This is a genomic window from Mucilaginibacter kameinonensis (assembly GCF_003675385.1).
GTDB classification, from domain to species: Bacteria; Bacteroidota; Bacteroidia; order Sphingobacteriales; family Sphingobacteriaceae; genus Mucilaginibacter; species Mucilaginibacter kameinonensis.
The window spans coordinates 448,105-469,748 of sequence record NZ_RCWZ01000001.1 but is presented as its reverse complement, the minus strand read 5'-3'; the positions used below and the strand labels follow the sequence as shown (position 1 = coordinate 469,748).

The following is a 21,644-nucleotide window of genomic DNA, read 5'->3' as shown; positions in this document are numbered from 1 at the left end:
TTTAGAAACTTATCCCTATCTGCGCACCAGTGCTGAACGAGGAAGGCTGGTTATTACCGAATCTAACGGGAAATGGTACAGCAACGAATAGACTGGCATCCTTACCCTTTTTGATTACTTGGTTGAAAATCGGAGTGATGCCAAAGCGGCCATTTGTTTCAAAGGCCATGCGTCCGATGAAAGTGAACCCGTGCTTAAATCGAAACATCGCACCGGGATGAAATAGCACTGTACTAACTTTAGATATGTTCTTCTCGGTACGTATGAGTGGCGCTACCTCAAAGCTAACGCCGAAGCGATCACTTTTTAAAAGGTTTAGCCCGAACGGAAAACCTATGCTATAGACATTTCCAAAGTTGCTTGTGTAGCCATCTTTTGTCCAGGTAGCAATCGGATTAACGATGCTAAAATAGCCTGTTACTTTCGGATAACCGGAGGTTTGTTGAGCTAAGATCGATTTGGTAAGGGCAAGTGATAGAAGAATTGTGATAAGATATTTAAACATATTAGAGGGCTTTGATCAGGACACCGATAATTGCAGCTATCCCAATGATGTAGGGTTCCTGTAACTTTTTGATATAGATGAGCGCTAATACCGCAGATATGCCGATCAGCGCAGTTGGAACGTCAATGATTGACCGCAAGCCGATAATGATCACTGAACCCACTAAGGCCCCTATCACAGCAGCGGTTATCCCCTCCACAAAGGCTTTAACACTTCTATCTTTAGCGATCTTCTTGAATGAGGGTGCAAGAGCAACCGTAAATAAATAACATGGCAGAAAAGTTGCTAAGGCGGCAACGCATGCACCCGGAAAGCCGGCCACGAGGTAACCGATGAAGCCTACTGTAATTACCACCGGCCCCGGCGTGATCATGGCCACTGCTACAGCGTCAACAAACTGGTGCTCATTGAGCCAGCCAAACTCTTTTACCACACCACCATGTAAAAACGGTACGATAGCTAAACCGCTACCAAAAACAAATGCCCCGGCTTTAGCAAAGAACCACGCTATCTCCTGCAAAGTCTTGCTATCGTATTTCCAGAAACCGGTACTTATCAATATTCCTGCGGGTAGTACAGCGGGTTTCTTAATCCATTGTGGTGGCGCCTTGATCATCATATATAAAATACCACAAGCCAGGAATAAGATGATCTCTTCCCGCTCTGTAGTAACTGTGATCACAATCGCTGCCAGATAAAATAGCCATAGCAGCCATTTTGTTTTCATTGCTGCAGGTTCAAACTTACTGATAGATTTGATGGTCAGCTTGTAAGCGCTCATAGCAATGATGCCAATAACAGCGGCACCTACGCCATAGAAAACAGCCTGCATCCAGGCCAAGCCTCCGTACAACTGGTAGGCCATGCCTAAAAGCACGACCATAACGAAAGATGGCAGTACAAAGGCCAAGCCTGTTAATGTTGCACCAAGTAGACCGTAATGAACAAAACCGATATAAATACCCAATTGTGCAGCTAAAGGCCCTGGTGCTAATTGAGCCAAAGCCAATCCCTCCTTGTATTCCTCTTCGGTTAACCAGCTCTTATTTTCAACAAGGTCACGATGCATATAGCCGACTAAAGCCACGGGCCCACCAAAACCCCAGGAACCCAGTTTTAAGTAATAGGTGGTTATATCCCATAGCGAATATGCCGGTTTGATCGCTTGTTCTTTCATTACATCTTCATGTTACTCATACCATCACTTTTTTTACCCAGTACATTTAAAGCGGCACGAAAACCCTTCGCTAACGTACTGGCATCGCCACGGCCATAATAATGAAGGAAAATCATATGTGGATCGTCGCCCAGCATGTGGTTATGTACAGCCACGACTTCGAGGTTATGCGCCCGTAGCGTTTTGATGACCGAGTTGACCTCCGTTTGCAGCATAGCAATATCGCCCGCGATATGCGCATCATCCTGTTTTCCTGCAAATGAAGCCCAGCTATTCAAGCCTATATTGGTCGTCATTTCCACACCCATTGCCATAATCTTTAAGTCGGCACGGCCAACGGTGTATTTGTAAGTAGGGCCGTTTACTGTACCTGTGTACTTAACAATAGCATCTAATGCCGGTAAATCGAAATTCTCTTTACCTGTAATGGCAGGCGGCGCCGATGGTGCTGGTTGATTTGCAGGGAAAAGTTTGCTGTCTCTGATCGTATCTGCATACTTTTTAGCCAGTTCTGCGATTGTGCCCATTCCGTGGATATGCATGTAGTAAATGCGCGGCTCTTCGTAAAAGAAGTGGTTGTGGATAGCCGCTATTTCTAAACCGTTGGCATGGGCAGCGGAGATAAGCGGGTTAACCTCTTCCATTTGCAACACGGTATCGCTCATCACCATAGCTGATTTCCCATCAAGCGTTTTCTTAAAGGATACCCAGCCGCCAAAGCCAAAAGGAATTGGTATAGGTTCGCCTTTGATCTTCATCTTCAGGTCATTGCGTGGTAATGGTATCGTGTAAACTGATTCAGCTTCTTTGTAGCTGCCTTTCTTACCTAATGCGGCATCTATACCGGCTATTTCGTCGACTGTTAAAGCAGGAGTTTTATCCGTTATTATGGTCGCTGCTATTACCTTATTAAACGGTAAAAGTAAAGCCGAACTTAAAACCGCTGTGGCCTGTAAGGCTTGTCTTCGGGTGATCGTGTTTGTTTTCATGGTGGTGGATTATATTGATAATGCAATACTACCCACTTGACATGCCCTAAACTTGCACGTAATTATCTATTTGTATCCTTTTTACCTTTGAGGATACTTTTCTTATAGCCGGATGGGGTTTGATCCGTCTGCTTTTTGAAGATGCGGTTGAAATGGCTCTGGTCTGAAAAGCCGGTGAGGTAAGCGATTTCGGTTAGGGAGTAATTTGTTGATCCCATCAGATGGATTGCTTTGTCAACCCGCAGCTTGCGGATGTAATCGCCAAATGATAGGTTATCAAAATATTTGGAGAACTCGCGGGAGAGATAGGTCGGGTTGATCTCCAATTCATCTGACACCTGCTGCAAGCTTAGGGTCATGTTGGTATCGAGTTGATCCTGAATCATCTCTTTGAGTTCTCTGGCCCATTCAGGAGCTTTCTTTGAAGCGCTTTGTTTGATATACTTATGAAACACCTCCAACAACATTTGTTCTACCGGCCCTGCCTGCGTGTGTTTTAGTTGGTGTAAATATTTTGCCCAACTGTACAGCCCATCATAAATGGTTATCCCAAGCTCTAACAACTCCTGATCGTCCTTGATGTTATGAGCTAAACCGGAAAATATAGCTTCCAGCCCGGCAGCTTGCGGTGCAAAGTCGTGACGGTCTGTGTCCGCTCCCCTGACGATAGCAGCAATTCTGTTCAGTGCGGTATCTTTCAGCTGATGTTTTTTAATGAAGTAATCGAAGGTGCATCGATCTTCGTAATGAGTGTATTCCACATTGGGCAAATCAAATGGAGTTGCTCCTAACTCATCTGCTTTCAGCAAGACCTGCTCGAACGGTACAAATATGATTTCAGCTTCAGCAACAATAAAGCGCCGTATCAACCAGGGACAGGCTATGCGATCAATTTTTGGACGTTCACGGGTGATCCATTTCATTTGATAATGATGATTCAAAGGACAAATGTAATCAAGAAGAACAATAAAGCTATGGCAGATTTGTTTATCTGCAAGTCGCTGCGAGTTGAGCAAAGGTCTGTATACCTAACCGTATACCAGATGCTTTAAAATACAAAAAAAGCACATCCAATTGACTTATAAGTCGCTCAAATATGCTCTTTAGTGTCGGGATGGCGGGATTCGAACCCACGACCTCCAGCACCCCATGCTGGCGCGATACCGGGCTACGCTACATCCCGATTAAGTATAGCCGGATTGCAAATATAATTGTTGCGGGTATAATTCAAAATGCAACTATCAAAAAGGAGGCTTTTGATTTTTTACCGGATACCAAGGTGCTTTAAACCCTACTTTTTTGCCAGCAACTCGCTATAGGTAAGCGCGAATTTTCCGGATAGTTTTAATGGGATTCCAAGCTCGTTGTATTGTACATGGCCTATTGCTTTTATCTCTCTTGGCCGGCTGCCATCTAAAGGGTTAATGAGGTAAGTCATTGAAAAATCGGCCCCGGTATTAAATGAGTTTTCAATAGCATCTATTACTGCCTGGCGGTACCGGGGATCAATAACCGTAACGGCTTCGTCAAACGCGGGCTTGTCATCTTCTGAAAAACCGCGGATCCGCAAGCCATACGCTGAAAGTGTAACCTCCCGACTACTGTAATCCAACGACCAGTCCCAGGGGTTATGATCATAAATTACAGTTAGTTCAAGGCAGTCCAGTATTTCTGATAGCTGATCATTAAGCCTGTCAGATTTCATGTACGAAAGTTCTAACTCCTCGCCCAATGCCAGTAACTCTTTTTTAAGGATAGCTATTTCTTCGGCATTTGTTTTATATAAGGCCTTGGCTGAAGTGTCTGCAGTAGATTGATTCTGTTCCTCGTTTTCGGCAGGTATATCGGTAACAAGCTGTAGCTTATATGTTTTCTTTCGCCGGGTTAAAAAAAGGTTAATATATAAAAGGCAAATAATAATACCATAAAACATAATGTTTTGCCAAACGCTACCCACACTAAAATAGTTCAATATAGAAGGATCAAGGTGATTAGGTGTAGTCATGGTAGGGGGTGTCGGCTAAGTGAATGCAAGATAATAATTAACTATACGCTTAACAACCCGTTAAATCACCTATTTTACGTTAATTTAATATATTGAAATTAATTGGTGGTTAATGATTATGGAGGGAGGGTAAATGAGTCAGTTACGTTATTTATTATGCGTCTTTACTTCTTTTTGTCAGAGATAGGGTTCAGGTTAGCATTCCTTATCTATAAAAGAAAAAAATCAGTTGATGCAGAGATAATTTTTAATAAAAAAATCAGTTTTATAATTTACCAATAAGCCTGTTAAAGCGTTGTATTGCTTTTAAATTATTATTGTTTTATAACTATTAAAAATAGCATCGCTATTTATACATAAAGTAAATTGCCTGCAAGTAGGGGCTATTGTTATTTTATTGCTTGCTATGTATATTGTTGGCGCACTTGATAAATTATGAACAGGTCATTTACATATAGCTTAAAGGTTTGGCTGATGCTGGTTATTGTGGCACCTCTGCTGCAATTGGTTCTATCGTGGTTTATTATTCAGAATCCTCAAATAAGCCTTGTTGATGAGATCAGGAAAGATTACATCATTTTTGCCGATATGATTTTGCTGGTCACTATTCCCTTTGCCTTTATATTTTGGATGGCCGTTTATTATTTATCAAAAAAAAGAGATCCACTTTATATCAAGACGGGTTTAACCACAGCAATTCTCATCATTACTGTACTCTCCTTTTTTGAACTACTTTTCGAAAGAAAAGTCTCGGCCATATCTTCTGTTGCGGTAATTATATTCCCATATTCAATTACAGGTATAGCTGGCATCTGGCTGCATAAGCTCGAACCAGAAATGGTTGAGGAAGAAGAAAGAGCTTAGAACAAAAAAGCGGAATTATCCTTAAATTGGTATGTTATCCCGGTTTGTAGCCGTATCTATCCTGGTAATGCGGGCCAATCATTTTTTATTGTCATAAAACAGTTAACATTTTATTATTATTGCTTTAATTTTTTAACTTAAACCAACACGTATATATTTAATACATTGCTTTTGCGTTTAACCAGGGAGTGTATTTGACTTTTTTTTACCTGTACCATGGCCTCGACAGAAAACTATGAAATTTTGCTTGGCAAAATCAATACTTTCACCCGGAAGTATTATTTCAATAATTTTCTGCGTGGGTTAATATTTTTAGGCGCTGGTCTTTTCACCGCTTACGTGGTTGTAACCCTGAGCGAGTATTTTGGCAATTTCAGCATTCTGCTGCGCACCATACTTTTCTACTTTTTTATCCTGCTTAATACCGTATTGGTTTGCTGGTTGGTTTTACCCTCATTACTGGCCTGGCTTAAACTGGGCAAAACATTAACGCATGACGAAGCTGCCGAAATTATAGGCAGGCATTTTAACGATGTTCATGATAAATTGCTCAACACCCTGCAGCTAAAAAAACTGGCTGCCGAAGATGAAAACCATCGCGCTCTCATCGAAGCCAGTATCGATCAAAAGATAGAAGCACTTAAACCGGTGAGTTTTCCGTCGGCTATCAACCTTAAGGAAAATACTAAGTATTTAAAATGGGCCCTTGGTCCGTTGGGGGTAATCATTATTATAGCCCTGGCGGCGCCATCGGTACTAACCGAAAGTACTAAAAGGCTCATCAGGCATAATGAGTATTTTGTGCCTGTTGCCCCGTTTAAGTTTATTGTGTTGAACAAAACGCTATCTGTTGTTCAGGGTAATGATTTAAAGGTTGATATTAAACTGGAAGGTGATAAGCTGCCGGCTGATATATATGTTGAAACCGGAGAGAATACCTTTAAGCTGGATAAGGATAACATCAGTCGTTTTCATTACCAGTTTAGCAACCTGCAGCAAAATACCCGGTTTAAATTATCGGGTAACGGATTTAGTTCGGTGGTTTACGAGATCAAGGTGAATCAAAAGCCGGCATTGCTCCATTTTGATGTTGAGCTGAATTATCCAGCCTATCTGCATAAAAAAAATGAGAAGCTGTTAAATGCCGGCGATTTAACTATTCCGGCCGGTACAACCGTGAATTGGCAGCTGCACACGCAATATGCCAGCGCGCTCATGTTTGATATGAATGGCCAAAGCCACCCCGCGGTACAAAATGGCGCTGATTTGTTTGAGCACCGTGAGCGGGTGCTTAAGAACGCTGTTTATAAACTTTTACCGGTTAATGCGCAGGTAAGCCAAAGTGATTCGGCTTCGTATCGTATTAATGTTATTACTGATGAGGCTCCATCTATCATGGTTGATGAAAAGCCGGATTCGGTAAGTATGAAAGCCTTCTATTTTAATGGCAAGATCCAGGATGATCATGGATTTTCGTCGCTAACGTTTCATTATACTATTGAAGCTGCCGGTAACAGCAAAGCAAAAGAGTTTACCAAAAAGGTTAATGCTGATTTGGCCCAGACACAAACAGATTTCTTTTATTACTGGAACCTGAAAGAAATGGGCATCAATCCGGGCGACCATGTAAGCTACTTTTTTGAGGTTGCCGATAACGACGAAGTGACCGGACACAAAACAGCCCGTACAGCAAAACATACACTAAATGTCCCTGACAACAAGGAGATTAACCAACAGTTAAACGCAGGGTCAAAAGCTATAAAAGAAAAAATGCAATCGGCCATTAAATTAGCCGGCCAGGTTGAACGTGATGCGCAAAAGCTGAACCAGAACCTGTTGAATAAAAATACGCTCTCCTTTGATGAGAAAAAGCAGGTGGAAGATCTGATGCAAAAACGTAAAGACCTGGAAGATTTAGTAAAAGATATCCAGGCCGATAATAAAAAGAATTTATACAACCGCCAGGAAAACCAGCAGCAAACGGATGAGATCATGGCTAAGCAAAAACAGATAGAAGACCTGTTTAACAACGTGCTTGATCAAAAAACAAAAGAATTGCTTCAAAACCTGCAGCAAATGCTTAATGAGCAGCAAAAAGATGCCACCCGAGATGAATTGTCTAAAATGCAGATGGATAATAAATCATTAAAAAAAGAGCTGGACAGGGTGTTGGAATTGTATAAGAAACTGGAGTTTGAGCAAAAGCTGAATCAAAACCTCGATCAGTTGAATAAACTGGCAGATCAACAGCAAAAGCTATCCGAACAAACCAAACAGTCCGGAGCCGATCAAAAGAATTTGCAGCAGCAACAGGATAAGCTGAAACAGGATTTTCAGGACGTGAAGAAAGGCTTTGACGAATTACAGAAAGCCAACGATCAGGCCGAACGTAAATCCGACTATCAGAACCCCGAAAACGAAACAAAAGATATTGAGCAGCAGATGGATCAAAGCGCGGGCGATCTGCAAAAAAAGGATAACTCAAAGGCTTCAAAATCGCAGCAGCAGGCAGCAAAACAAATGAAAGAGCTTGCCGCCAAAATGCAGAAGGATAGCGATGAAGGCGAATCAAAAGAGAATGCCGTTGATGCGCAGCAGCTAAGGGAGCTGTTAAAAAGCCTTGTTAACAGCTCCTTTAACCAGGAAAAGCTGATGCAAACGCTCAAAAACACTAACCCTACAGATCCGTCGTACGTTACTTTATCGCAAAGTCAGAAGGATATTAAAGACAACCTGAAAACAGCCGAAGATAGTTTATACGCCATCAGCAGGAGGGTTCCGCAAATCCAGTCGACTGTAAACAAGGAGATAGCCAGTATTAACGAGCATATTGATCAAGCCCTTGAGCAGTTGGGTGACAGGCGGACGCTTGAAGCAAACCGCAATCAGCAATACGCCATGACCTCAATGAATAACCTGGCCCTTATGCTAAGCGAAGCGCTTGAGCAAATGCAAAAAATGATGAACAAGGGCGGTAAAGGAGGCAAAGGGAAACAACAGTCGATATCGCAGCTGGCCAAGATGCAGCAGCAGCTTAGCCAGAACATGCAAAAGGCACGTGAGCAAATGCAGCAACAGGGCAATCAGGGTAAAGGCCAGCAGGGCAGTAGTGGCAACATGAGCGAGCAGTTTGCTAAAATGGCACGTCAGCAGCAGATGATACGGCAGGCTTTGCAACAAATTGACAGGGACGAAAATAAAGATGGTACCGGCGGATTGGGCAATTTGGATAAAATTTCGAAAGAAATGGAACAAACGGAACGTGATCTCGTAAACAGGAGGATTACAGATGACGCGCTAAAAAGGCAGCAGCAGATACAAACCCGATTATTAGAGGCCGAAAAGGCCGAGCAGCAACGAGATCAGGATCAGCAACGGGAGAGCAATGCGGGCAAGGATTTGCCACCGGGTTATATAAAAGCACTGCAGGGGTACCAGCAACAAAAAGCGAAACAAACGGAGCAGATCAGAACAGTATCTCCGGCACTTAATTTGTATTATAAACAAAAAATAAAATCTTACTTTGATCAACTTAACGCCAAATAATATGGAAGAGGCAAATGTTCAAACCAGCGAGCTATACACGTTGCAGCTACCGTCAAAACCGGAGAGCATAGCGTTGCTTGAGCAGCTGATAGAAGAAATTGCTGATAAATATCATGTTGAGGAAGATACCTTCGCCAATATGATGACCTGCCTTAATGAAGCGGTTATTAACGCTATCATACACGGTAACAAACAGGATGAGACTAAAAAGGTGATTGTTAATGCGGAAGTAGAACCGAAACGTATTATCTGGACAGTTACCGATGAAGGCCCCGGTTTCGACTATAATAACCTTGCCGATCCTACTGCCCCCGAAAACCTGGAGAACCTTACCGGCCGTGGTGTGTTTATCATTAAACACCTTGCCGATCAATGCATCTTCAACGCCTCGGGTAATGAAATTGAACTTCACTTTAAGATCTGATGCCCGCTATTAATTTTTTTGAGGAAGACACTACTTTCAAGCCGAAACAGAAAGCACAATTAAGACAGTGGATAAGGGACACGGTAATTGCCGAAGGCTTTAAACTGAAAGAGCTTAACTACATTTTTTGCTCAGACGCGTACCTGTTGCAAATAAACCAGCAATATCTTGATCATGATACTTTTACCGATATCGTAACTTTTGACAATTCGGAAGTTGAGGGCGATATTGTTGGTGATATTTTTATCTCGATTGACCGCATCCGCGAGAATGGATCCAAATTTAAAACCGGCGAAACCAACGAACTGCACCGTGTTATTATTCATGGGGCCCTGCACCTTTTAGGTTATACCGATAAAAGTGTTGTTACAAAGCAAAAAATGACACAAAAAGAAGATGAGTACTTAGCTAAAAGAAATTTTTAGCTTTACTTTTATGCTGGATTATTAACAATCAATTGTAAAAACCATGAAAACACTGGCACTCATCATCGCCTTATTATTTGCTGCCGCACCATCTTCAGTATATGATTTTAAACTGAAAACTATCGACGGCAAGGATTTTAGCTTAGCTAAATACAAAGGCAAAAAAGTATTGATCGTAAACACCGCTTCAAAATGTGGCTTCACCAAACAATACGCCGATCTGGAAAAACTGTCTGAGCAATACAAAGGCAAGCTGGTAGTAGTAGGCTTCCCAGCCAATAACTTTGGCGGCCAGGAACCAGGTACAAACCAGGACATCAAAACCTTTTGTAAAGAAAATTTCAACGTGAAATTTCCGATGAGCGGAAAGGTTAGCGTTTTAGGTTTGGATATCGATCCCTTGTTCCAATACCTTACAACTGCTCCAAACCCAGATTTTACCGGCGACATTAAATGGAACTTTGAAAAATTCCTGATAGACGAAAATGGCAAACTAATCCACCGTTTCAGGTCACAAACAACACCGCTATCTGAGGATATCACTAAATATCTGAACTAAACGTTTTGTTATTGAAGAAATGCAGGCCCCGGCGATAGCCGGGGCCTTTTTTGTTGACGGAAATTAAAAAAGCCGATGTCATTTCGATAGAGCAAGGGAGGAGCGGTGCGTAGGGGCGAAAGAGAAATCTTATACGCCAACTGCTTGCGAGGAAAGGACAGTTTGATCCGATTTTTAGTGTCAAAACAACACAATGTATTGGCGCAATAAAACTTTTTCCTATCTTTGGCTTATCAACAAATGATAACAGCAAACATTAAATATGGCGCCAAAGAGAATCTCAAATCTCTAATCCGGACATTTTTGGTCTCGGAGCCTTTTTTTAATGATCCACCATTCTTTCTTTTTTGCTAATCAAAACCGGTTGTAGTGCAACTGTATTTGATCCTTTTTCAACACTATTTTCAAAACAATTTAATTCAACGCGGGCAATCATATGCATCGTTGTGTTTGCCCGCTCAATCTTATTTTAGCAAAAAATGAAAAAAACATTTGTTCTGTTACATATAGCTGTAGTTCTTGCCGGTTTTACTGGCGTGTTCGGGAAACTTATCTCTTTAAATGAATATTTACTTACCTGGTACCGCACCCTGTTTTCTTTTTTATTCCTTGTAGTTATTGTTTGGATTCAAAGGGCGCAGTTTAACCACTCACGGGCCAACATTTGGGAAATGGGGAAGGCCGGGTTATTGATAGCCTTTCACTGGGTGTTTTTTTATGCCAGTATCAAATATTCAAATGTATCTGTAGGCGTAGTTTGTTATTGCCTTACCAGCTTCTTTACCGCGTTCCTGGCCCCGCTTATCAACAGGAAGCCATTTAACATAACCGAGCTGCTGTTGAGCACGCTTACATTGGCTGGCATTGGTTTGATCTTTCATTTCGATACCTCGTTCCGTACCGGGATTGTGCTTGGGGTAATATCGTCTTTCCTGGCATCACTGTATACTATTTTTAATGAACGACTGGTTAAAAAGTATGATGCCACCGTGATGAATATGTACCAGATGCTGACCGGAAGCGCTGCCTTAACTATAGTACTGCCGGTATATCTGTATTTCTTCCCGTCAAAAACAATATTGCCGGGCACTTTGGACATATTTTACCTGCTCATTCTGGCGCTTTTTTGCACCGTTGGGTTATATGTAATGGTAGCTGAGGTTTTAAAAAAGATCTCGGCCTTTACGGTTAACCTCACCTTTAACCTGGAACCCGTTTATAGCATTTTACTGGCGATGATTTTATTCAATGAATCCCGCCAGCTTAATGTATCTTTTTATGCGGGGTTGTTAGTGATCATCGTTTCTGTGATATTGCAGGCGGGATTAAGCCGGAGAAAAAGGATAGAGGCAGATTTATAGTGTAAACCCAGACTTACGAAGTTTTTAAAACTTCGTAAGTCTTCAATTTTACAGTTAATCCTGCTCCGAAACTCTGGCCGCGGCCTTCGCCGGTAAATCCATATTACCATCCTGCTTAATGAGGTTAAGCTTATGCTTGGTGATGATCCATTTGCCATCCGTTTCAATAAGTTCGGTATCATAAGTGCCTTCCACAATCCATAGCTCGTCGCCAATAAAATGATCGGCCTTGCCGTAATAATGCACCAGGGCTACCGTGCCGTTTTGCATCACATAAAAATCTGCCAGTTGATGATGTGTCCTGTCGAAGCCGGGCAAGAAGCCCCGCCATGCGGCAATGATATCAGCGGATGATGCGATGCTGGCCGGGTTTCCGGTCATGGAGCTATAGTCAAGTTCTACATTTTCGGCAAATGCGTTTTTTACTTTGGCCCAGTCCCGTTCATCGGCTCCGCTAAACAGGGCAGTTACTGTAGCAATTATTTGATCTTTCATAGGTTGGGTATCGATGTTTTATAATCAAATATCAATTATCCGGTTCATTTTACATATTAACAACAATCTTTTATATAAACTTGTACTGTTAATGGTTGTTTTCCCAAAACAGCCCACCATAAAACATGAGTCAGGATTTTTATCAACATATTTTTGCTAAACAGCAAAACCTGGAGGCTGTGCCTTCAAACCGTGAAATTACGGCCTGGGCGCTTAAAGTGATCCATTTGCTGTATCCCGAACAAACCGGCAAACAGTTTGCTTCGGTGGAGGAGCTGAAGGATGAGTTTTTAAGGCTTGAGAATGAATTGTGTGAAATTATGCATGCCACCAAAGCCTGCAGCAATTGCGATACGTCAAAACTGTCAAAAAAATTTTTTGAGGGGCTTCCAGAATTATTTCGTGTGCTGAATACCGATATTCAGGCCATTTTTAACGGCGACCCTGCTGCCCGCAGCGAGTTTGAGGTGATCCGTACTTATCCGGGCTTTTATGCCATTTCGCTTTATCGTGTTGCGCATAGCCTGTATGTTGATGATATACCTTTGCTGCCGCGCATCCTTACCGAATACGCGCATTCAAAAACGGGAATCGATATTCATCCTGCTGCCAAAATAGACGAGTATTTCTATATAGATCATGGCACCGGTATTGTTATTGGCGAAAGCTGTATAATAGGCAAGCATGTAAAACTATACCAGGGCGTTACCCTTGGTGCCTTGAGCGTAGATAAAAGCATGGCGAATACCAAAAGACACCCTACAGTTCAGGATAATGTTGTAATTTACTCTGGCGCTACTATTTTAGGCGGAGAAACCGTTATTGGGCATAACAGTGTGGTAGGAGGGAACGTTTGGCTGACCAAAAGTTTGCCACCCAACTCAAAGGTTTATCATGCCCCAAATCACAGGATTTTGAAAAGGCTGAGCATAAAACTGTTCGGACATAAAAAATAAAATTTACCTAATAAAAATATACAATGGCTGGATTAATAGACCTGATAGGCAATACGCCTATGGTAGAAATAAAAAAGCTGAACCCGAATCCCAAAGTGCAGATCTTCGCCAAATTGGAGGGTAATAACCCCGGTGGCAGTGTGAAAGATCGTGCATCACTCAATATGATCAGGAGCGCCATTGAGCGTGGTGATATCAAACCCGGTACCAAGCTGATTGAAGCAACAAGCGGTAACACGGGTATTGCGCTGGCGATGATAGCCCGTTTATTTGATCTGGAGATAGAACTGGTTATGCCCTCAAACTCCACCCGCGAACGTACGCTTACCATGGAAGCCTTTGGTGCTAAAGTTACCTTGCTGGAAGGTATTGAGCTTTGCCGCGATTATGCCGAAGAAAAAGCCGCTACCGGCGAATATTTTCTGCTGAACCAATTCGCCAATCCGGATAACTATATGGCGCACGTGAAAACTACCGGCCCCGAGATCTGGAAGGATACGGAAGGCAAGATCACTCACTTTGTAAGTGCTATGGGTACAACCGGTACCATTATGGGCTGTTCGAGATATTTGAAGGGGCAAAATGCCAATGTGCAGATTGTAGGCTGTCAGCCCGTTGAGGGTTCATCGATCCCGGGTATCCGCAGGTGGCCGGAGGAATATTTACCTAAGATTTTTGATGCCACACGGGTTGACCGGGTTATGGATATCTCACAGGAAGATGCAACTCAAATGGCACGCCAGATGGCCAAGGTAGAAGGTGTGTTTGCCGGGATGAGTAGCGGTGGTGCGTTGTCAGCTGCTATAAAGCTGGCCCGGGAACTGGAAGAAGGCGTAATCGTATTCATCTGCTGCGACCGTGGCGACAGGTATTTAAGCAGCGAGCTGTTTGGATAATAGTATCCTTTAATTATGGAGCCTACAGAAGACCTAAGCAATTATAAATACGGCGTGTTTTACTACAACAAGGATGACAACCGTATAATCGTACCCAAAAGGATCAAGTACCTCGGCTGGACACTGAATTTTGCCCGGCCGGTTAGTTATTTGATTATGGGCATATTATTAGCGTTGGTAGTTGTAGCGTGGATAATAGCGCCAAGTAAGTAGAGGTAAAGAATTCATGTCATTGCGAGGAGGAACGACGAAGAAATCGCATGCTATACAGGGCGACCCTGCTTCCGTGCGGTTGCCACGCTTCGCTCGCAATGACATTTTTTAATCAAAGGCCGTGTCCCCATGGCCGACTTGAAAAGTGTTTATAACACCTCCAGGCTTTTCAACTCTGCCTCTAAAGCCTCTGATGATGTAAAGTGAATACTTTTAATCCCCATTTTTTCGGCTGCTAATATATTGCGATAATTATCGTCAATAAATAAAGCTTCGTTGGCTTTTACATCATAACGATCAAGTAAGAGCTGGTAAAAAGCAGGTGATGGCTTTCGCATTTTTTCGGCGCCGGACATTACAATGCCGTCAAACCAGTTCAAAAAAGCATAACGCTCTAAAGCAAATGGGAAAGTTTCGGCCGACCAATTGGTTAACGCGTAGATCCTGTATCTGCCGCTCGCTTTTAATTGTTTAAAAATTTCAACTGTGCCATGAAGTGGCTCGCCCAGCATCTCAACCCAGCGGGAATAAAAGGCACGAATATTAGCTTCGTGTTTGGGATATTGAGCAACAAGCAGATCTGTTCCTTCCTGTAGTGGCCGGCCGGCATCCTGCTCTTCATTCCAGTCGGAGGTACAGATATTGGCCAGAAAATCTTTCATTTCCTGCTCATCGGTAAACAGGGTGTGATATAAATAATGCGGGTTCCAATCAATCAGGACAGCGCCCAGATCAAATATTATGGTGTTGATCATGCTATGTGAAAACTTAAAGCTAATAAACACTTTAAATTTTAATTAGTAAATTTAGATTATTAAATAGTTAATGATGTTGACGAAAGAAGAAGTGTTGAAAACGGTAAATGAGCTTCCGGGAGAATTTAGCTTTGAGGAAATATTAGACCGGTTAATGCTGTTGAATAAAATCGAAATTGGTATTGAGGAATCAAACAAAAACGAAATACTTTCAACGGAAGAAGCAAAGAAAAGTCTGGGTAAATGGTTGAAATAAACTGGACTAAACAGGCTGTTAAAGACATTGACAACATAGCCGAATTTATAGCCAAGGATTCAGAGCATTACGCCCAAATACAGGTTCAACGCTTACTATTAAGCGTTAAGCCATTGGAACGATTCCCGAAAAGAGGTAAAGTTGTTCCCGAAAAACAAGATCCTTCAATAAGAGAGGTGCTTGTTGGTAGTATCGGGTGATTTATAGAATTGTAAGCAAAACCAGAATAGATGTGCTTACCGTTCATCACAGCAAACGATTACTTAAAAACAGCCCTGCCTTCAAAACAAAATAATCATTTCTTCTTCGGATGGGTTTCATGAACCTCGGCCTTGGTAACCACCGAATCTTTCAGGAAAACAACAAGTGTTTGGGTGTAAGTTAATACTCCCTTGTCGTATTTCCTGTCAAGGTCGTACACCATACTGTCCTTGCTGCTTAACTGCGGTCGGTGAAGCAGGTGTATCACCTGTTGATATTTAAGGTTATTGAGCTGCTTACTGGCTATCAGGTCATCCACCAAAGCTGGCCGGTAGGCAAATGTTAAGCCATCGCCATCATCCCATTTATCACGGTCGAACTTTTGTTTGCGATTGCAGGCTGTCAAGAAAACTGCCACAAGGCAGGTAAATATCAGGGTTTTGTTAAGCATTTTATATTTCGGTATTGAATCAGACGCTGGGTGTGCCTACCCACGATGTCATTGCGAGCGATAGCGCGGCAATCGCATGCTATACAGAGCGGATCTGCACAGCTACGGGATTGCTTCGTCGTTCCTCCTCGCAATGACATGGTGGGTAATTGAGGGGCTATTTCCAGCATCTAAAAATACTGAAATTAATCAACCCCTAAAAGGTAGCCTTTAAAATCAGCAAAATCTTTACTGATGGCTATAGCCAGCTTTGTTTTTGATTCCAGTTCTTTTACCTGTTCCGGTACTTCAATTTTAGCTGCAACCTTTTCGCTGAAAACATCAGGGAATTTACAAGGATGTGCGGTTGAAAGGAATACGCCCGCAGTATCAGCGGCGGCGTGGTCTTGCTTATAATCGGTTAGTGCCTGCCATGCAATAGCTGTATGCGGGCAAACTACATAGTCGTAATTGTCAAATACCCAGTTAATGGCTTTTACAGTTTCCTCATCATCATATTTAAAACCTACAACCAGCTCTTTAAGGGCTTCGGTATCGTTTTTAAACAGGTCGGCAATACGTACCCAGTTGCTTGGGTTACCTACGTCCATCGCGTTTGAAAGCGTGGCTACGGATGGTTTTGGCTGATAAACGCCGGTTTTTAAAAACTCAGGCACGGTATCATTAACATTGGTAGCCGCGATAAATTTTTCGACAGGTAAGCCCATTTTCCAGGCTAACAAACCTGCGCCAATATTACCGAAGTTACCGCTTGGTACCGAGAATACTACTTTTTTAATGCCTTGTCTTAATAACTGGGCGTAAGCATTGAAGTAATAAAAAGTTTGCGGAACCAGACGTGCTATATTGATAGAATTGGCCGATGTAAGGCGGAACCTTTCATTCAACTCATCATCAACAAAAGCTTGTTTTACCAGTGCCTGGCAATCATCAAAAGTACCGTCAACTTCTAATGCGCGGATATTTTGACCGTTGGTAGTTAGTTGCTGCTCCTGTACGCCGCTCACCTTGCCTTTTGGATATAGGATAGTTACCCGGGTATTTGGAACGCCTAAAAAGCCAAGGGCAACAGCACCACCGGTATCGCCGCTGGTGGCAACCAGTACGTCCAGTTGTTTCTCGCCTGGTTCAAGGAAATAGCTCATGACACGGCTCATAAAGCGAGCACCAAAATCCTTGAACGCCAATGATGGTCCGTGGAAAAGCTCAAGGACGTAAACATTGTCCTCCAGCTTTACAATAGGGGCAGGGAAGTTAATGGCATCGTCAATCAGGGCTTTCAGGTCAGCCTCCGGGATGGAATCTCCAAGCAGGTTTTGAGCTACTTTAAACGCAATTTCGGGCAGGGAATATTTATCAAGGTTATTGATAAACTCATCATCCAAGCGAGGGATGGTGTATGGCATGTAAAGGCCTTTATCCTGCGGCATGCTGTTAAAAACCGCGTCTTTGAACGATACTTCGGATAGGGTATTATTGGTACTGTAGAGTTTCATTTTTTGATTTCGGAATTCGGATGTTCGATTTCGGATTTAATTTCAATTTGTGGATTTCTCCATCTCGTCACTGCGAGGTACGAAGCAATCGCGAACTATACAGGGCGAACCTGCTAATCGGGGATTGCTTCGTACCTCGCAATGACGTGGCTTTTATTATTTCGACTTAAAACTTATAACTCAAAACCTCAGACTTAGGACTATCTCAAAACCTTTGGTCCTGCGTCATTAATGGTTGATACGTAGCTGTTTGAACCGATCTTAAGGCCGGTTAAATGGTGTTGTAGCTTTTGGGTGATGGCGCGGGCTGTTGCTTCATCTTTAGTAAAGGCAAAAACCGAAGGGCCTGAGCCTGATATACCAAAGCTTACAGCGCCAAGTTCCATCGCCATTTCGCGCATTTTATAAAAGTCGGGGATGAGCATGGAGCGCACAGGTTCAACCAACACATCTTTCATGCTGCGGCCAATCAGGTCGATATCCTGCATAAACAAGCCACTCACCAGACCGGCAATATTGCCCCACTGGGTTACGGCATCCTTCATCTGGATGTTTTTGCGGATAATCTGACGAGCTTCTCTTGTTGGTACATCCACATCCGGGAATACGATAGCACACCACAGGTTTTTAGGGTGTGGCAGCCTAACCACATCAAGCGGCTCATAACTGCGGATCAGCACAAAACCGCCAAACAAGGCAGGGGCAACGTTATCCGCGTGACCATGACCGCAGGCCATTTCTTCGCCTTTCATTGCAAAAGGCAACAGTTTTATCGGGTCGGCATCATCGCCTAATAATGTTTTGATGGCAAACAAACCTGCAACAGTACTGGCCGAGCTTGAGCCCAAGCCGCTGCCAATGGGCATTTTTTTATGCAGTTCGATATCTAAACCAATATCGCTACGGCCAACACTTTGTAAATAATGCTGAACACTAACGCTTACGGTGTTTTTTGCCGGATCAAGCGGCAGGCGACCGTCATCGCCGGTAATTTTGCTGATGGTGATACCTGGTTTGCCGGTCAGGCGCATGATTACCTCATCACCAGGCTCATCAACCGCGAAACCCAGTACATCAAAACCGCAAACCACGTTGGCCACAGTTGCCGGAGCAAAAACGTGGATGCTCTCCCGGCCCCCGCCCACTGAAAGGGGAGCCGAAGGTGTAGGGGCTAATTCTTGTAACTTATTATCTTCCATTATTCAAAATATCAAACTATCATTCGTCGCTTTTAAAGCGAGGCCTGTGCGATTCCCCTCTTGAGAGGGGTGGAGGGGTGTGTTTCTGCTTTTTGCCTATCGCCTGGATAACACACCCCTGCTTTCGCTCATTTCCTGCGCGCCCCCTCTCAAGAGGGGATTGAAAACGGCTCTTAATTTGCGCCTACGTTTATTAAATCAGCAAATACGCCGGCGGCGGTTACTTCGGCACCTGCGCCAGGGCCTTTTACAACCAGCGGGCGCTCACGGTACCTGTCGGTAGTGAAGGATATGATGTTATCACTGCCCGACAGCATGTAGAACGGATGGTTTTCATCAACCATTTGTAGGGTAATGCTTACTTTACCATCTTCCAGTTTACCAATATAGCGCAATACTTTGCCGTCTTTTTCGGCTGCATCTTTTAGTTTGGCAAAATGCGCATCTTCAGTTTTTAGTGTCGCGTAAAAATCTTCAACGCTTTTTGCTTCCAGACTTGCTTTTGGCAGTACGCTTTCAATTTGTACGTCACTTTCTTCAAGCGCATAACCGGCATCGCGGGCCAGGATAAGCATTTTGCGCATAAAATCCTTTCCGCTCAGGTCATCACGCGGGTCTGGTTCGGTGTAGCCTTTGTCTTGTGCCTCTTTTACCACGTCGTGGAAATTGGCATCACCCTTAAAATTATTAAAGATGAACGATATAGTGCCCGACAGTATTGCTTCAATGCGTTGCACCCTGTCGCCGCTGTTCATCAGGTTTTTAAGGGTATTGATGATTGGCAGACCGGCACCAACGTTGGTTTCATAAAAGAAATCGACACCATGGGCGCGGGCGGTATCTTTAAAAGTACGGTATTGCTGATAGCTGCCAGAGTTGCCTATTTTATTACAGGTGATCACCGAGATATTGGCTTTAAAAACCTCTTCGTAAAAACCAATCGGAACCGGACTTGCAGTATTGTCGATAAACACACAGTTTGGCAGGTTCATTTCCTTCATCCGGTTGATGAATGATTGCAGATCGGCCTCATAAGGAGACGCCTGCAAATCATCCTGCCAGGTATCTAACGAAATACCATCACTGTTGAATGTCATTTTGCGGGTATTGCTGATACCGGCTATTTTAACCTGGATGCCGTTATTGTCTTTCAGATACTCGCTGTGGGCGTTAAGCTGGTTAAACATAGTTTTGCCGATGTTGCCGGTGCCCAGGCAAAATGCATGCAGGGTTTTGGTAAGCTGCACAAAGAAAGCGTCATGCACGGCATTCAATGCCTTTGACAGGTCATTAGCAGAGATGATCACTGAGATATTATATTCTGACGAACCCTGAGCAATAGCCCTTACGTTTACACCATTACGACCAAGCGCATGGAACAATTTGCCCGACATGCCAGGCGTTTGTTTCATGTTTTCGCCTACGATAGCCAGGATAGCCAGATTTTTTTCGATTACTAAATGCTCCAGTTTTTTTGCGGCAAGTTCCAGTTCAAACTCCTGCTCTATAACTTGTTTAGCCCTTTCGGTATCCTGTGGCTGAACAGCAAAGGTGATGCTATGCTCTGATGACGACTGGGTGATCAGGATAACGTTTATCTGTTCGCGGGCAAGTAGTGAGAACAAGCGGCCACTAAAGCCGGATTTGCCCACCATGCCGCTACCTTCTAAATTGAGGATGCTAATATTGTTGATAGACGAAATACCTTTGATTGGCAGTGTAGAAGCTTTGCAATCATGACGGATTACGGTACCTGCAAACTCGGGCTCAAAAGTATTTTTGATAACGATAGGGATCTTCTTTAAGAACGCCGGGATCATGGTTGGCGGATAGATCACCTTGGCACCGAAGTAAGAAAGCTCCATAGCTTCGGTATAAGTAAGTTCGGTTAATGAGAATGCTTTTTTCACCATGCGCGGATCGGCGGTCATCATGCCGTTAACATCTGTCCAGATCTGGATTTCTTGGGCATTTAATGCCGCGCCAAAAATAGCAGCGGTATAATCAGAACCTCCGCGACCCAATGTTGTGGTTTGCCCGGCATCGTTTGAGGCAATGAAACCGGTAACGATTAGTGTTTTACCTCTGTTTTCGGCATAAAGGCCCTGTACCAGGCGTTCGGTAAGCTCGGTATTTACCTTGGCGTTGCCGAATGCACTGTCGGTTTTGATCACATCGGCAGCATCAACAAACAGTACATCGCCAAAGTGCTGAGCTGCAACTTTGCTCACCATCAGGGTTGAGCAGCGCTCACCGAAGGCCAGCACCTGATCGCGCGTTTTCGGGGTAAGTTCGCGAAGGGTAAGCACGCCCTGTAAAAGTTCTTCCAGTTGGTTAAAGTGAATTTTTAAACGTGTAAGCGCCGGGTTTTGGTTTTGAACATCCAAAAGGGCTTTCACCGTATCAAAGTGGCGTTTCTCCAATTCGGCCAAACCGGCAGTAAACTCTTTACCATTTGCCGCGTCTTCGGCCATGGCCGAAAGCAGGTTGGTTACGCCGCCCATGGCAGATAATACTACCACCGGCTTCTCTTCATTTTTTACTTCATCCTTCAGGATGCTTAACAGGGTTTGGATACTGGCTGCGGATCCAACGGAAGTACCTCCGAATTTTAAAACTTTCATTTATGGTTTAGTAATCGTTCTATAACAAAAAAACCTTCCTCTTTGCGGAGGAAGGTTTTTCTTTTGGTTTTCATTTTATGTTTTTACACCATACGATTATCTTCCTCCGAGGTTTATGCCGGTGGTAATAATAATTGTAGTAATGGTGTTGTTAATTGTCATATATAATGTCTGTAAAGTAAGTAGATTATTTTTTAATAAACAAGGATTATTTTACAAATTATGATTTTCGCAATAATTATCAGGT

General features: G+C 43.2%; 22 protein-coding genes and 1 tRNA gene. 11 read left to right on the top strand and 12 right to left on the bottom strand.

The window, feature by feature from the left end; all coding sequences use genetic code 11:
- Position 1: 1 nt before the first annotated feature.
- The 6 genes from EAH55_RS02075 to EAH55_RS02050 form a co-directional block, all read right to left on the bottom strand.
- Positions 2 to 505 (bottom strand): hypothetical protein, encoded by a 504-nt coding sequence (locus EAH55_RS02075; RefSeq protein ID WP_121808289.1) that lies wholly within the window; start codon positions 503 to 505, stop codon positions 2 to 4.
- Position 506: 1 nt separating this feature from the next.
- Positions 507 to 1,682 carry a chromate transporter gene (locus tag EAH55_RS02070; RefSeq protein ID WP_121808288.1) on the bottom strand — a complete coding sequence of 392 codons (1,176 nt, stop codon included), beginning with the start codon at positions 1,680 to 1,682 and terminating at the stop codon, positions 507 to 509.
- Positions 1,682 to 2,671 (bottom strand): DUF1259 domain-containing protein, encoded by a 990-nt coding sequence (locus EAH55_RS02065; protein WP_121808287.1) that lies wholly within the window; start codon positions 2,669 to 2,671, stop codon positions 1,682 to 1,684. The genes EAH55_RS02070 and EAH55_RS02065 overlap by 1 nt, the downstream gene beginning before the upstream one ends.
- A gap of 62 nt (positions 2,672 to 2,733) precedes the next feature.
- Positions 2,734 to 3,594 carry a chromate resistance protein ChrB domain-containing protein gene (locus tag EAH55_RS02060; protein WP_121808286.1) on the bottom strand — a complete coding sequence of 287 codons (861 nt, stop codon included), beginning with the start codon at positions 3,592 to 3,594 and terminating at the stop codon, positions 2,734 to 2,736.
- A gap of 186 nt (positions 3,595 to 3,780) precedes the next feature.
- Positions 3,781 to 3,854: transfer RNA gene (locus EAH55_RS02055), tRNA-Pro, on the bottom strand.
- A 108-nt stretch (positions 3,855 to 3,962) separates the two neighbouring features.
- Positions 3,963 to 4,676, bottom strand: a complete 714-nt coding sequence (locus tag EAH55_RS02050; protein ID WP_121808285.1) for a hypothetical protein — start codon at positions 4,674 to 4,676, stop codon at positions 3,963 to 3,965.
- A 435-nt stretch (positions 4,677 to 5,111) separates the two neighbouring features.
- Here EAH55_RS02050 and EAH55_RS02045 point away from each other — a divergent pair, with 435 nt between their 5' ends.
- From EAH55_RS02045 to EAH55_RS02020, 6 genes are all read left to right on the top strand, one after another.
- The gene (locus EAH55_RS02045; protein ID WP_121808284.1) at positions 5,112 to 5,540 is read left to right on the top strand and encodes a hypothetical protein; all 429 of its coding nucleotides are present in this window, start codon (positions 5,112 to 5,114) and stop codon (positions 5,538 to 5,540) included.
- Between the two features lie 216 nt (positions 5,541 to 5,756).
- Positions 5,757 to 9,086 carry a DUF4175 family protein gene (locus EAH55_RS02040; RefSeq protein ID WP_121808283.1) on the top strand — a complete coding sequence of 1,110 codons (3,330 nt, stop codon included), beginning with the start codon at positions 5,757 to 5,759 and terminating at the stop codon, positions 9,084 to 9,086.
- A 1-nt stretch (position 9,087) separates the two neighbouring features.
- On the top strand, positions 9,088 to 9,510 hold the full coding sequence (locus EAH55_RS02035; protein ID WP_112568252.1) for an ATP-binding protein: 423 nt from the start codon (positions 9,088 to 9,090) through the stop codon (positions 9,508 to 9,510).
- On the top strand, positions 9,510 to 9,935 hold the full coding sequence (ybeY, locus tag EAH55_RS02030; protein WP_121808282.1) for an rRNA maturation RNase YbeY: 426 nt from the start codon (positions 9,510 to 9,512) through the stop codon (positions 9,933 to 9,935). The genes EAH55_RS02035 and ybeY overlap by 1 nt, the downstream gene beginning before the upstream one ends.
- Before the next feature lie 43 nt (positions 9,936 to 9,978).
- Positions 9,979 to 10,494: a glutathione peroxidase gene (locus EAH55_RS02025; RefSeq protein WP_091210258.1), complete on the top strand. Its 516-nt coding sequence runs from the start codon at positions 9,979 to 9,981 to the stop codon at positions 10,492 to 10,494.
- Positions 10,495 to 10,973: 479 nt separating this feature from the next.
- A complete protein-coding gene (locus tag EAH55_RS02020; RefSeq protein WP_121808281.1) occupies positions 10,974 to 11,855 on the top strand; it encodes a DMT family transporter in 882 nt (293 codons plus the stop codon).
- A gap of 54 nt (positions 11,856 to 11,909) precedes the next feature.
- On the opposite strand, the gene EAH55_RS02015 is transcribed toward EAH55_RS02020, so the two are convergent.
- A complete protein-coding gene (locus EAH55_RS02015) occupies positions 11,910 to 12,350 on the bottom strand; it encodes a nuclear transport factor 2 family protein (RefSeq protein WP_121808280.1) in 441 nt (146 codons plus the stop codon).
- Between the two features lie 125 nt (positions 12,351 to 12,475).
- Here EAH55_RS02015 and epsC point away from each other — a divergent pair, with 125 nt between their 5' ends.
- The 3 genes from epsC to EAH55_RS02000 are packed head-to-tail and all read left to right on the top strand — an operon-like array spanning position 12,476 to position 14,415.
- Positions 12,476 to 13,306, top strand: coding sequence for a serine O-acetyltransferase EpsC (gene epsC, locus EAH55_RS02010; protein ID WP_121808279.1), 831 nt, complete (start codon positions 12,476 to 12,478; stop codon positions 13,304 to 13,306).
- 23 nt (positions 13,307 to 13,329) lie between these two features.
- Positions 13,330 to 14,202: a cysteine synthase CysM gene (gene cysM / locus EAH55_RS02005; protein ID WP_121808278.1), complete on the top strand. Its 873-nt coding sequence runs from the start codon at positions 13,330 to 13,332 to the stop codon at positions 14,200 to 14,202.
- A gap of 15 nt (positions 14,203 to 14,217) precedes the next feature.
- Complete coding sequence (locus tag EAH55_RS02000; RefSeq protein ID WP_112568264.1) at positions 14,218 to 14,415, top strand: DUF5808 domain-containing protein; 198 nt, start codon at positions 14,218 to 14,220, stop codon at positions 14,413 to 14,415.
- 149 nt (positions 14,416 to 14,564) lie between these two features.
- On the opposite strand, the gene EAH55_RS01995 is transcribed toward EAH55_RS02000, so the two are convergent.
- Positions 14,565 to 15,170, bottom strand: coding sequence for an HAD family hydrolase (locus EAH55_RS01995; protein WP_121808277.1), 606 nt, complete (start codon positions 15,168 to 15,170; stop codon positions 14,565 to 14,567).
- A 70-nt stretch (positions 15,171 to 15,240) separates the two neighbouring features.
- Here EAH55_RS01995 and EAH55_RS01990 point away from each other — a divergent pair, with 70 nt between their 5' ends.
- Together EAH55_RS01990 and EAH55_RS01985 are read left to right on the top strand one after the other, a co-directional pair.
- Positions 15,241 to 15,426 (top strand): hypothetical protein, encoded by a 186-nt coding sequence (locus EAH55_RS01990; protein ID WP_208644771.1) that lies wholly within the window; start codon positions 15,241 to 15,243, stop codon positions 15,424 to 15,426.
- Positions 15,414 to 15,626: a type II toxin-antitoxin system RelE/ParE family toxin gene (locus EAH55_RS01985; protein ID WP_208644770.1), complete on the top strand. Its 213-nt coding sequence runs from the start codon at positions 15,414 to 15,416 to the stop codon at positions 15,624 to 15,626. Before EAH55_RS01990 ends, EAH55_RS01985 begins: the two co-directional genes overlap by 13 nt.
- Before the next feature lie 95 nt (positions 15,627 to 15,721).
- Here the strand turns inward: EAH55_RS01985 and EAH55_RS01980 are convergent, their stop codons facing one another.
- The 4 genes from EAH55_RS01980 to thrA form a co-directional block, all read right to left on the bottom strand.
- Entirely contained in the window at positions 15,722 to 16,078 is a 357-nt protein-coding gene (locus tag EAH55_RS01980; protein WP_121808276.1) for a hypothetical protein, read from the bottom strand.
- Between the two features lie 185 nt (positions 16,079 to 16,263).
- Entirely contained in the window at positions 16,264 to 17,574 is a 1,311-nt protein-coding gene (gene thrC, locus EAH55_RS01975; RefSeq protein WP_121808275.1) for a threonine synthase, read from the bottom strand.
- A gap of 200 nt (positions 17,575 to 17,774) precedes the next feature.
- Positions 17,775 to 18,773 carry a homoserine kinase gene (locus EAH55_RS01970; protein WP_121808274.1) on the bottom strand — a complete coding sequence of 333 codons (999 nt, stop codon included), beginning with the start codon at positions 18,771 to 18,773 and terminating at the stop codon, positions 17,775 to 17,777.
- Positions 18,774 to 18,946: 173 nt separating this feature from the next.
- Complete coding sequence (gene thrA, locus EAH55_RS01965) at positions 18,947 to 21,397, bottom strand: bifunctional aspartate kinase/homoserine dehydrogenase I (RefSeq protein ID WP_121808273.1); 2,451 nt, start codon at positions 21,395 to 21,397, stop codon at positions 18,947 to 18,949.
- Between the last annotated feature and the right edge of the window lie 247 nt (positions 21,398 to 21,644).

Coding starts and splice junctions, on each gene's coding strand:
- thrA (WP_121808273.1), bottom strand. CDS start 21,397: ATGAAAGTTTTAAAATTCGGAGGTACTTCCGTTGGATCCGCAGCCAGT.
- EAH55_RS01985 (WP_208644770.1), top strand. CDS start 15,414: ATGGTTGAAATAAACTGGACTAAACAGGCTGTTAAAGACATTGACAAC.
- EAH55_RS02050 (WP_121808285.1), bottom strand. CDS start 4,676: ATGACTACACCTAATCACCTTGATCCTTCTATATTGAACTATTTTAGT.
- EAH55_RS02070 (WP_121808288.1), bottom strand. CDS start 1,682: ATGAAAGAACAAGCGATCAAACCGGCATATTCGCTATGGGATATAACC.
- EAH55_RS02025 (WP_091210258.1), top strand. CDS start 9,979: ATGAAAACACTGGCACTCATCATCGCCTTATTATTTGCTGCCGCACCA.
- EAH55_RS02065 (WP_121808287.1), bottom strand. CDS start 2,671: ATGAAAACAAACACGATCACCCGAAGACAAGCCTTACAGGCCACAGCG.
- EAH55_RS01995 (WP_121808277.1), bottom strand. CDS start 15,170: ATGATCAACACCATAATATTTGATCTGGGCGCTGTCCTGATTGATTGG.
- ybeY (WP_121808282.1), top strand. CDS start 9,510: ATGCCCGCTATTAATTTTTTTGAGGAAGACACTACTTTCAAGCCGAAA.
- EAH55_RS01980 (WP_121808276.1), bottom strand. CDS start 16,078: ATGCTTAACAAAACCCTGATATTTACCTGCCTTGTGGCAGTTTTCTTG.
- EAH55_RS02060 (WP_121808286.1), bottom strand. CDS start 3,594: ATGAAATGGATCACCCGTGAACGTCCAAAAATTGATCGCATAGCCTGT.
- EAH55_RS02045 (WP_121808284.1), top strand. CDS start 5,112: ATGAACAGGTCATTTACATATAGCTTAAAGGTTTGGCTGATGCTGGTT.
- EAH55_RS02020 (WP_121808281.1), top strand. CDS start 10,974: ATGAAAAAAACATTTGTTCTGTTACATATAGCTGTAGTTCTTGCCGGT.
- cysM (WP_121808278.1), top strand. CDS start 13,330: ATGGCTGGATTAATAGACCTGATAGGCAATACGCCTATGGTAGAAATA.
- EAH55_RS02000 (WP_112568264.1), top strand. CDS start 14,218: ATGGAGCCTACAGAAGACCTAAGCAATTATAAATACGGCGTGTTTTAC.
- EAH55_RS02040 (WP_121808283.1), top strand. CDS start 5,757: ATGGCCTCGACAGAAAACTATGAAATTTTGCTTGGCAAAATCAATACT.
- EAH55_RS02075 (WP_121808289.1), bottom strand. CDS start 505: ATGTTTAAATATCTTATCACAATTCTTCTATCACTTGCCCTTACCAAA.
- EAH55_RS01990 (WP_208644771.1), top strand. CDS start 15,241: ATGATGTTGACGAAAGAAGAAGTGTTGAAAACGGTAAATGAGCTTCCG.
- epsC (WP_121808279.1), top strand. CDS start 12,476: ATGAGTCAGGATTTTTATCAACATATTTTTGCTAAACAGCAAAACCTG.
- thrC (WP_121808275.1), bottom strand. CDS start 17,574: ATGAAACTCTACAGTACCAATAATACCCTATCCGAAGTATCGTTCAAA.
- EAH55_RS02035 (WP_112568252.1), top strand. CDS start 9,088: ATGGAAGAGGCAAATGTTCAAACCAGCGAGCTATACACGTTGCAGCTA.
- EAH55_RS01970 (WP_121808274.1), bottom strand. CDS start 18,773: ATGGAAGATAATAAGTTACAAGAATTAGCCCCTACACCTTCGGCTCCC.
- EAH55_RS02015 (WP_121808280.1), bottom strand. CDS start 12,350: ATGAAAGATCAAATAATTGCTACAGTAACTGCCCTGTTTAGCGGAGCC.